The following is a 9,102-nucleotide window of genomic DNA, read 5'->3' as shown; positions in this document are numbered from 1 at the left end:
TGCCTTGGACCCCGAGAGCCAGACCGTCAGCGACGTCGGCGCGGATCCGTTCGAGCGTGGCCGGGCTGTTGTAGACCGTGTCGAAGGCCGCCATATCGAGATCGAGGTCGACGGCGAAGCTACGGAACAGGTCGTCAGCGGGGACTTGCTGTTCGCCCCAATGGGTTTGGGTGGTGAACATGCGCTGGTACATCTGCTCGAACCGCCCCTGCTGGGCGGCGGCTTCGACCGCGCGAGCAGCACGTTCGGCGTTGAAGTGTCCGGGCATCGGAAAGTAGCGGACGACGAACGTAACGCGGTCGCCGTAGGTTCGCCGCAGATCCTCGATGACCGGGTAGATGGCTCCGCAGGCTTCGCACTCGAAGTCCAGGAACTCGACGAATTGCGCCCGGCTCTGCGCAGGCGACGTCAGCCGAGGACTGTCGGGCCGGGCCACCAGATCAGACACCGCGGCGGTATCGGACGGGGCGGGTGTGGAAGTGTCCTGATCGACGAGGACGGCGACTCCGATACCGACGATAATGGTTACGAAGAACGCCCACGCGAACTTGGTTGGTCTGGTCATACGTTCAACGTAGAGGCGATGTCGGCGGGAATGAGGATCGGTCTCATCAGGCCGGGGGTTGCCTTCGGGGTAGCGCCCGGAATGTATGAACCTGATGTCTGTTCTCAGTCTTCATGGGTGCGCGCTACAAGCGGATCAGATTCTGTATCCGGCAGCGAGGAGTCTCTGGCGTTTCCTCTGGGAGCGGACCATCGAGACTCCGGGCAGACGGTGAGCCGGGCAGTGACCAGCGCGGCCAGCCGGGCCCTGCGCCGGATCGGGGGGGGGTCAGCGCTCGGGTGAATGCTGCGCTCGTTCGTCGGGACTCCTGAATGCGGTGAGGGTGATCAAGATGGCAGCGCCGCCGACGATGAATGTGTCAGCGAGGTTGAACGTTGGCCACCAACCGGTGTGGAGATAGTCAGTGACCACTCCGTCGGGGAACCGATCGATGAGATTGGCGCTTGCCCCGCCGAGGATCGCTGCTAACCCCAGCCGCCCGAGGTGCCCGGTGCCTGGCGCCATCCGCCAGGAGGTGACCGCGACGATGAAGGTGATGATTCCGGTGACTGTGGGCAGCACCCATGCCGGGGCATCGGCGGCGATCGAAAACGCCGCGCCCGGATTGAATGCCAGCCGCAGCTGCACCGGCCCCGTTCCGATGACTGCGCCGTCCGCGAGCGCGCTTGTGGCCCATGCCTTGACGGCCAGATCGGTGGCCGCGAGTCCGACAGCGACGGCCAGCAGCCCGCACCGCCGTGTGAGGCGTACGCGGCGGTGCGCCACCGGAACCGCGGTGATCACTGCCCGACCGTCACTACGGACGGAGTCCGCTGGCCAGTTCCGGTCCTCGCCCGGGCTAGCGCTTTGACCCGGCCGGCGCGGACTCCGTTGGCGATGACGACGATCTCGGCGAGTTCGTGGACGGCGACGACGGCGGCGAGGCCGAGTATCCCGAACAGCGCGAGAGGGATGAGGATCGCGATCAGGGCGAGGGACAGGCCGACGTTCTGCAGCATGATCTTCCGGGCGCGGCGGGCGTGATCGAGTGCCTGCGGGAGGGTGCGGAGGTCTTCGCCCATGAGGGCGACGTCGGCGGTTTCGATCGCTACGTCCGATCCCATTGCGCCCATGGCGATGCCGAGGTCGGCGGTGGCCAGGGCGGGAGCGTCGTTGATGCCGTCGCCGACCATAGCGGTGAACGAGCTCGTTCGGAGGTCGCCGATGATGCGGGCCTTGTCTTCGGGGCGGAGGTCGGCGTGTACGTCGTCGATGCCGGCGATCTTCGCCAGCGCGTTGGCGGTGGCGGTGTTGTCGCCGGTGAGCATCGCGACCGTGGCGCCGATGCGGTGCAGGTGCTCGATTACCGCGCCGGCTTCGGGGCGAAGCTCGTCACGGACGGCGACCGCGCCGATGACCTGACCGTCGTGTTCGATCAGGACGGCGGTGGCGCCGTCGGCCTGCATGGCCGCGACCCGCTCATCGAGCGGGCCGGGCTCGATCCAGTCGGGACGGCCCAGCCGCGCGGGCCGTCCGTCGACGAGGCCGGTCAGGCCGGCCCCGGGAACAGCCTGCACATCGCGCGCGGCGGTGGTCTCGCCGTGGGCGGCGAGGATCGCGCGGGCGAGCGGGTGTTCGCTGTGCGCTTCCAGCGCCGCGGCGACGGCGAGCACCCGCTCCTGGCCCGGAGTGCGGTCGCCCAGGCTGCTCCCGGTGCTAGGAGCAGCGGTGTCGGTGGGGGTGGTGGCGATGTCGACGACGGTGGGCCGGTTCGCGGTCAGAGTGCCGGTCTTGTCGAGGGCGACGGTGCGGACCCGGCCGAGGGCTTCGAGGGCGGCACCTCCTTTGACCAGGACGCCGATCTTGCTGGCGGCGCCGATCGCCGCGACCACGGTCACCGGCACAGAGATCGCCAGCGCACACGGCGACGCGGCGACGAGCACGACCAGGGCCCGTTCGATCCACGTGGCCGGGTCACCGAGCAGGGAGCCGAGGATCGCAATGGCGGCGGCGAAGATCATGATCGCCGGTACCAGGGGCTTGGCGATCCGGTCGGCGAGGCGTTGCGCGTCGCCCTTGCGGGACTGTTCGGCCTCGACGATCTGCACGATCTTGGCCAGCGAGTTGTTCTCCGCCGTGCTGGTGACATGCACGCTCAGGGCGCCGGTGCTGTTGATCGACCCGGCGTAGACCTGCGTGCCGGGTCCGGCTTCGACAGGCACGGATTCGCCGGTGATCGCCGAAACATCCAGTGCGGTGCGGCCTTCGGTGATGGTGCCGTCGGTGGCGATCCGCTCGCCGGGTTTGACCAACATCTGGTCCCCGACGGCCAATTCCGCCGGGGAGACGGTGACCGGGGTGCCGTCGCGGAGCACGGTCGCGGAGTCCGGGACCAGATTTAGTAGCGCCCGCAGCCCGCGGCGGGTGCGGGCGACGGCGTACTCCTCAAGGCCTTCGCTGATGGAGAACAGCACAGCGAGCATCGCGGCTTCGCCGACCTCGCCGAGGATCACCGCGCCGACCGCAGCAATCGTCATCAGGGTGCCGACGCCAATTTTGCCCTTCGCCAACCGGCTCAGGGTCGAGGGGACGAATGTCCACGCCCCGATCAGCAGCGCCACCCACTCCAGGGCGAGCGCGACCGGTTCGGGGCCGCCGGACCAGCTGGTGATGTACGCGGCGAGCAGGAACACCGCGGCCGCGGCGGCAGCCTGCAGCTCCCGCACCTGCCACCAGTGCTCCGGAGCCTGCTCGTCCTCACTGGCCGGTTCGTCGTGCCCGCATCCGCATGCGTCGCTCATCGCCGCACCCCCGCCTTCGTGTCGCCCGTTGTGCAGCAGGAGGTGGTGGCGTCGGTGCCGTAGTTCGGGCACAACACAACCGCGTTTCCGGTCGCTGCCAGGAGGGTTTCGGCGGCGGCGAGCACGTCCATCAGCTCCGGTCGGGCCAGGCTGTAGAACACCTGCCGCCCCTGCGGGCGGCCTTCGACGAGCCCACAGTCCCGTAAGCACGCCACGTGCGCGGAGACCGTCGATTGCGCCAACCCCAGCTCCGCCATCAGATCCGCCACCCGGGCCTCGCCACCGTGCGCGAGGCGGGTTGCGATTGCCAGACGGGTCCCATCGGAGAGGCTGTGGAACAACGCCACCGCGGGATCGAGGTCCGCCCCAGTCGCCACCGAGCACTCATTCATCGTCATATGACGATGATAGCGGCATTGTGTGCTGTAATCGAATCATCACGAAGAAGTGGCAGCAGGCGCGGCCGGGCGAGATGGTGGGAGCTGTTGGTATGCCGTCGATGTCGACGATCGAGTCTCTGTTCTGCCGCAGCGCACCGTGGCAGGCGGCCACCGGCAGGTGGGTACTCCCGTGGGCGCTGCAAGGCATCCATCCCCGAGGCCGGGTCCTTGAAATCGGTGGCGGCGCCGGCGCGATGACCGAACAGATCCTCACCACCAACCCCGACGAACTCGTGGATGTGACCGTCACCGACTTCGACCCGGTCATGGTCGCCGCCGCCAGCGATCGGCTGCAGGGTTTCGGGGCCCGCGCTCACGCCCAGGTCGCCGACGCCACAGCCCTGCCGTTCGAGGACGGAAGCTTCGACACCGTCGTCTCGTTCATCATGTTGCACCACGTCATCGACTGGGAACGCGCACTCGCCGAGGCCGCCCGAGTGCTCGCGCCCGGCGGAAGGCTGGTCGGCTACGACCTGCTCGGCAGCGCACCGGCGCGGCTGCTGCACAACCTCGAAGGGGCACCGCACCGGTTCATCCCCCGTGGCGAACTCCGCCTGCGCCTGACGTCTTTGCCTCTGACCGACATCACGGTCCGCGAGAACCCTGCGCTCGCCCGGTTCCGTGCCCGCCGTGCCGGTGACCGATGACCACGCCACCACTGCACGGGCATCACCATGGCCCTCCCTCGGACGAGCTCGCCGAGCTCGAGCAGCGTGACGTCGCGGTGGCGTTCGTCGACCTCGCCGGATACAGCGTGTTCACCGAGTTCTGCGGCGACCAGGAAGCCGCAGAACTGGCCATACGGTTGGCCTCTCAGACCTGGCAGGCAGGCTCTACGACCGGGCACGCGGCTGGTCAAGGCCATCGGCGATGCGGTGATGCTCACCGCCGACGCCCCCCAAGTGATCCTCGCCACGATCACCGCCCCCGCGGCCGCGGCCGCCGGTCAAGACGGATTCATCGCCCTACGCGCCGGGATCGATCCACTACGGCAGCGCAGTCGTCCGCGACGGAGACCTGTTCGGGCACGCGGTCAGCGTCGCCGCCCGCATCACCGCCCTCGCTGGCGCCGGCCACGCCGTGATCACCGATCCGATCTGCCCGCCACCAGCCGAGCTGGATTGCTCGCCATGCTCGCTGACCTGCTGAAAGACACCGGAGTTGGCCTGCCAAAAGGACACCCGGATAAGGCTCGCTCAGTTCGTGCCGTCGCCGTTCAACAGCAACCCGTCGTAGCGCTGAGAACGTTGCGTAGTGCTTCCAACGAGTCCGGTTGCGCTCGGTAGTAGACGTTCATGCCGCGGCGCTCGGGGGTGACCATGCCGGCTTTGCGGAGCTGCCCCAGGTGGTGACTGGTGGTGGCTTCGGTGAGGCCGACCGCGGTCGCGAGGTCGCAGGTGCAGGTCCCGTCACCGGTGTCGGTAAGCAGGATTGAGACGAGCTTGATCCGAACGGGATCGGCAAGCGCCTTGAGCCGCAACGCGATCTGCAGCGCGGTGTCGTCATCGAGCGGTGCCGCCGATACCGGTGCGCAGCAGATCGGGGCGCTGATGTCGACCATCGGCAAGGGCTTCGGCATGACCAGATCGTACGCCCCTACTTGACATATGTCGAAAAGGTGGCACCCTGCATGTGTCAGTAGTTCGATATATGTCTCACAGGTGAAGGTGATGGTCATGTCCCGTATGCAGCTCGCGCTCAACGTCGATGATCTCGATACCGCGATCGAGTTCTACTCCAAGCTGTTCAACACCACCCCGGCCAAACGCAAGCCGGGATACGCCAACTTCGCGATCGTCGAGCCGCCCCTGAAACTGGTGCTGCTAGAGAACCCCGGCCAGGGCGGCACGATCAACCACCTCGGCGTCGAGGTCGAATCGAGCGAGAAGGTGCACGCCGAGATCGCCAGGCTGTCCGGGGAGGGCCTGTTCACCCAGGAGGAGATCAACTCCACCTGCTGTTTCGCAACCCAGGACAAGGTCTGGGTGACCGGACCGGCGAACGAGAAGTGGGAGGTCTACACCGTGCTCGCCGACTCCGACACCTTCGGCACCAGCCCGAAACTGTTGGAACAGAACGCCGCCGCCGACGACGCCGAGCAGGGTTCGGTGTGCTGCGGTGGCAGCGCCGCCGAACCGGCCGAAGCGCGCACGGCCTGCTGCTGAGCCCGACGTTCAGCCCGCGCTCCCGCCTACCGCGCGATGCGGTCGGCGAGGGCGCGGATCCGCGCGGTGATGTCGTCGCGGATCAACCGCATCCGTTCGATGCCGTCGATGCCCCGTTCGGAGGGTTCGTCGGTGTTCCACACCTCGAGGGCGACGCCGTCGGGTGGGGTGACGTCGGCGGTGCCGACCACCACGACGAGATCTGCAGTTTGCATCAGTTCGTCGGTGAGTTGGCGCGGCTGATGCCCGTCCACGGTGGCGCCGACTTCGGCGAGCACCTGGGCGGACAGGTCGTTGACCTGGCCGCCGATCTTCGCGCTGGTGCCGGCCGAGGATGGGGTGATCCGGTCGGTGACTGTCGGTGTGAGATGTTCGGCCATCACCGATTTGCCGCGATTGGACACGCACACGAACAGCACCTGCGGTGTCGTGCTCACCGGCCGACCTGCTGGTCGGCGGGTACGAGTTCGTCGAGGAGGTCCTCGACGAGTCCGCGGATCTGATCGCGGATCGGGCGGACCGCGTCAATGCCTTGGCCGGCGGGGTCGTCGAGGGCCCAGTCGCGGTACCTGACGCCGGGGAATACTGGACATGCATCGCCACAGCCCATGGTGATCACCACATCGGAGGATTCGACCGTGTCGGGGGTGAGGATCTTCGGTGACTGCGCGGAGATGTCGATACCGACTTCGGCCATCGCCGCGACAGCGGCGGGATTGATTGAGTCGGCGGGAGCAGATCCGGCGGAGCGGACCTCGACACTGCCCTGGCTCAGAGCGGTGAGGAACCCCGCGGCCATCTGTGAGCGGCCAGCATTGTGGACGCACACGAACAGCACGCTAGGTCGAGAGGAAGACATGAAACACAGGCCCTTTCAGCTGTGGAGGAAAGCTCGGAAAGTCACACACGGTCGGCCGTGAGCTCGGCAAGGAGCTCGCGAACCCGGGCATCAAGGTCATCGCGGATGGCGCGAACCTCGCCTAGTGGACGGCCTTCAGGATCGGAGACCGTCCAATCGAGATACCGCTTACCGGGATAGATCGGACACGCGTCGCCGCAACCCATCGCTACGACCACGTCGGCGGCGGCGACCACATCGTCGGTTAGCGGTTTGGGGTACTGCGTACCCAAGTCGACGCCGATCTCGCTCATTGCTTCGACGACGGTCGGGTTGATCGAGTGCGCGGGTGTTGACCCGGCTGAGCGCACGTGTACCCGCCCAGCGGCGTGATGGGTCAACAATCCTGCGGCCATCTGCGAGCGGCCGGCGTTCTGCACGCAGATGAAGAGAACCTCGGGCACATCCTTGGGCACCGCGCCCTCAGCCTGGGCGAGGGCGCGTAACCGATCAGCCGCGAACCGGCCCGCCAAGGTCGTCAGATGCGTATGCACCCGGGAGGTACGCCGTAACACGGTGTAGGACTCGAAGACACAGCGTTCTACCGTCTGGCGAGACACCACCCCTTCGTACTTGGCGGCCAAGTCGGCGGCGGTACGGGCCAACACGGTATGAGGCATCAACAGTTCGGGCTGCTCGCGGTGTTCACCGCGACGTAGGTGTTCGTCCAACGCATTCTCAGACATCGCGAGCAGGCTCCTTCGACACATCTAGGCTAGAAGCAGTGGGAGTTGTGAAGCGTTTCCGCAACGCCAGGGACACATAGACCAGCGCGACGAGAACCGGGACCTCGATCAGTGGCCCGATGACCCCGGCGAGAGCCTGGCCGGAGGTCGCACCATAGGTCGCGATCGCGACGGCGATGGCGAGTTCGAAGTTGTTGCCGGCGGCGGTGAACGCCAGCGTGGTGGTCCGTGCGTAACCCAGCCCCATCGCGGCGCCGAGGACGAATCCGCCACCCCACATCACCGCGAAGTAGATCAGCAGCGGCAGCGCGATCCGCACGACGTCCCACGGGTGAGAGGTGATCTGCTCCCCCTGCAAGGCGAACAGGATGACGATGGTGAACAGCAGACCGTAGAGGGCCCACGGCCCCAATCGCGGGAGGAACGAGGATTCGTACCATTCGCGGCCTCTGGCCCGTTCGCCGATGCGGCGGGTGAGATAGCCGGCGATCAACGGGATTCCGAGGAAGATCAGCACCGACTTCGCGATCTGCCACGGCGAGGTGTCGATGGTCGTCTGTTCCAGGCCGAGCCATCCGGGTAGCACCGAAAGGTAGAACCAGCCCAGCACGGCGAACATGATCACCTGGAACACCGAGTTCAGTGCGACGAGGACGGCAGCCGCCTCGCGGTCGCCGCACGCCAGGTCGTTCCAGATGATGACCATCGCGATACAGCGCGCCAGACCGACGATGATCAGTCCGGTCCGGTATTCCGGTAGGTCCGGGAGCAGAAGCCAGGCCAGCGCGAACATCAACGCGGGTCCGACGATCCAGTTCAGCAGGAGCGATCCCAGGAGCAGGCGACGATCGCCAGTGACCGAGTCGAGTCGGTCGTAGCGCACCTTGGCCAGCACCGGATACATCATGATCAGCAGTCCGAGAGCGATTGGCAGCGAGATGCCGTCGATCTCCACGGCCGCCAGGGCGTCACCCAGGCCGGGAACGGTGCGGCCCAGCATCAGGCCCGCGACCATTGCTGCGCCGATCCACACCGGCAGGAACCGGTCGAGCATCGACAACTTCGCCGCGACCGCGGTGTCGGTGGTGGTCACTGGTCGGCCTCGCACGAACGAGTTTCCCCCACAACCATGGCGAGATCGCCCAGCAGGACCGACAGTTGTTGCAGTGCTTCGGTGTTCACACGGTAGTACACCCAGGTCGCGCGGCGTTCGCTCGTCACCAGACCCGCCTGACGCAGCACCTTGAGATGATGCGAGATCGTCGGCTGCGACAGCTCGAACGGCCCGGAGATGTCGCACACGCACGCCTCACCTCCCGGATGCGCGGCAACCTCCGACAGCAACCGCAGCCGAACCGGATCCGCGAGCGCCTTCAGCAGCGGGGTAACCGCTCCGGTCTCGTCACCACTCAGGCCGCGGCCTGGCAAGAGAAGCAAGTTCTTATTCGACACCCGTCAATATTGACATACATCGATTCAACGGGACAAGGCCCTCCGATACCCGGGAGCGCACTTGCGTTCCCGCATTGAGATCCACGCCCGCGGGCTCTGGCTCAGCGACCCCGCGA

The 9,102-nt window shown here is 66.8% G+C and carries 12 protein-coding genes; 2 read left to right on the top strand and 10 right to left on the bottom strand.

Annotation, left to right across the window (positions count from 1 at the left end; genetic code table 11):
- The 4 genes from A5785_RS18920 to A5785_RS18905 all read right to left on the bottom strand — a co-directional run.
- Window positions 1-565, bottom strand: a 565-nt coding sequence (locus A5785_RS18920) for a DsbA family protein (RefSeq protein ID WP_064868410.1), incomplete at its 3' end; no start/stop codon positions are given.
- Between the two features lie 267 nt (window positions 566-832).
- Complete coding sequence (locus A5785_RS18915; RefSeq protein WP_005193672.1) at window positions 833-1,348, bottom strand: signal peptidase II; 516 nt, start codon at window positions 1,346-1,348, stop codon at window positions 833-835.
- A complete protein-coding gene (locus A5785_RS18910; RefSeq protein WP_064868407.1) occupies window positions 1,345-3,345 on the bottom strand; it encodes a heavy metal translocating P-type ATPase in 2,001 nt (666 codons plus the stop codon). The genes A5785_RS18915 and A5785_RS18910 overlap by 4 nt, the downstream gene beginning before the upstream one ends.
- The gene (locus tag A5785_RS18905) at window positions 3,342-3,743 is read right to left on the bottom strand and encodes an ArsR/SmtB family transcription factor (protein WP_010844639.1); all 402 of its coding nucleotides are present in this window, start codon (window positions 3,741-3,743) and stop codon (window positions 3,342-3,344) included. The genes A5785_RS18910 and A5785_RS18905 overlap by 4 nt, the downstream gene beginning before the upstream one ends.
- A gap of 92 nt (window positions 3,744-3,835) precedes the next feature.
- On the opposite strand from A5785_RS18905, the gene A5785_RS18900 reads away from it, so the two are divergent.
- Entirely contained in the window at window positions 3,836-4,432 is a 597-nt protein-coding gene (locus A5785_RS18900; RefSeq protein ID WP_064868427.1) for a class I SAM-dependent methyltransferase, read from the top strand.
- A gap of 569 nt (window positions 4,433-5,001) precedes the next feature.
- Here A5785_RS18900 and A5785_RS18895 read toward each other — a convergent pair.
- The gene (locus A5785_RS18895) at window positions 5,002-5,364 is read right to left on the bottom strand and encodes an Rv2640c family ArsR-like transcriptional regulator (RefSeq protein ID WP_005193682.1); all 363 of its coding nucleotides are present in this window, start codon (window positions 5,362-5,364) and stop codon (window positions 5,002-5,004) included.
- Window positions 5,365-5,461: 97 nt separating this feature from the next.
- Between A5785_RS18895 and A5785_RS18890 the strand changes: the two genes are divergently transcribed.
- Window positions 5,462-5,950, top strand: a complete 489-nt coding sequence (locus tag A5785_RS18890; protein ID WP_197500847.1) for an ArsI/CadI family heavy metal resistance metalloenzyme — start codon at window positions 5,462-5,464, stop codon at window positions 5,948-5,950.
- A gap of 26 nt (window positions 5,951-5,976) precedes the next feature.
- On the opposite strand, the gene A5785_RS18885 is transcribed toward A5785_RS18890, so the two are convergent.
- The 5 genes from A5785_RS18885 to A5785_RS18865 are packed head-to-tail and all read right to left on the bottom strand — an operon-like array spanning window position 5,977 to window position 8,986.
- On the bottom strand, window positions 5,977-6,387 hold the full coding sequence (locus A5785_RS18885; RefSeq protein WP_064868405.1) for an arsenate-mycothiol transferase ArsC: 411 nt from the start codon (window positions 6,385-6,387) through the stop codon (window positions 5,977-5,979).
- Window positions 6,384-6,809: an arsenate reductase ArsC gene (locus A5785_RS18880; protein ID WP_006360546.1), complete on the bottom strand. Its 426-nt coding sequence runs from the start codon at window positions 6,807-6,809 to the stop codon at window positions 6,384-6,386. Before A5785_RS18880 ends, A5785_RS18885 begins: the two co-directional genes overlap by 4 nt.
- Window positions 6,810-6,850: 41 nt before the next feature.
- Window positions 6,851-7,534, bottom strand: a complete 684-nt coding sequence (locus A5785_RS18875; protein WP_006360545.1) for an arsenate reductase ArsC — start codon at window positions 7,532-7,534, stop codon at window positions 6,851-6,853.
- On the bottom strand, window positions 7,527-8,627 hold the full coding sequence (gene arsB / locus A5785_RS18870; RefSeq protein WP_005193688.1) for an ACR3 family arsenite efflux transporter: 1,101 nt from the start codon (window positions 8,625-8,627) through the stop codon (window positions 7,527-7,529). The genes A5785_RS18875 and arsB overlap by 8 nt, the downstream gene beginning before the upstream one ends.
- On the bottom strand, window positions 8,624-8,986 hold the full coding sequence (locus A5785_RS18865) for an ArsR/SmtB family transcription factor (RefSeq protein WP_020173050.1): 363 nt from the start codon (window positions 8,984-8,986) through the stop codon (window positions 8,624-8,626). The genes arsB and A5785_RS18865 overlap by 4 nt, the downstream gene beginning before the upstream one ends.
- Between the last annotated feature and the right edge of the window lie 116 nt (window positions 8,987-9,102).

It is taken from the genome of Gordonia sp. 852002-50395_SCH5434458, from assembly GCF_001665905.1.
Classification (GTDB): Bacteria; Actinomycetota; Actinomycetes; order Mycobacteriales; family Mycobacteriaceae; genus Gordonia; species Gordonia jacobaea.
This window is presented reverse-complemented; position numbering and strand designations above follow the sequence as displayed.

What these genes read in the sequence shown, in the direction of transcription:
- A5785_RS18910 (WP_064868407.1), bottom strand. Translation starts at nt 3,345, where the DNA reads ATGAGCGACGCATGCGGATGCGGGCACGACGAACCGGCCAGTGAGGAC.
- A5785_RS18905 (WP_010844639.1), bottom strand. Translation starts at nt 3,743, where the DNA reads ATGACGATGAATGAGTGCTCGGTGGCGACTGGGGCGGACCTCGATCCC.
- A5785_RS18900 (WP_064868427.1), top strand. Translation starts at nt 3,836, where the DNA reads ATGCCGTCGATGTCGACGATCGAGTCTCTGTTCTGCCGCAGCGCACCG.
- A5785_RS18895 (WP_005193682.1), bottom strand. Translation starts at nt 5,364, where the DNA reads ATGCCGAAGCCCTTGCCGATGGTCGACATCAGCGCCCCGATCTGCTGC.
- A5785_RS18890 (WP_197500847.1), top strand. Translation starts at nt 5,462, where the DNA reads ATGTCCCGTATGCAGCTCGCGCTCAACGTCGATGATCTCGATACCGCG.
- A5785_RS18880 (WP_006360546.1), bottom strand. Translation starts at nt 6,809, where the DNA reads ATGTCTTCCTCTCGACCTAGCGTGCTGTTCGTGTGCGTCCACAATGCT.
- A5785_RS18875 (WP_006360545.1), bottom strand. Translation starts at nt 7,534, where the DNA reads ATGTCTGAGAATGCGTTGGACGAACACCTACGTCGCGGTGAACACCGC.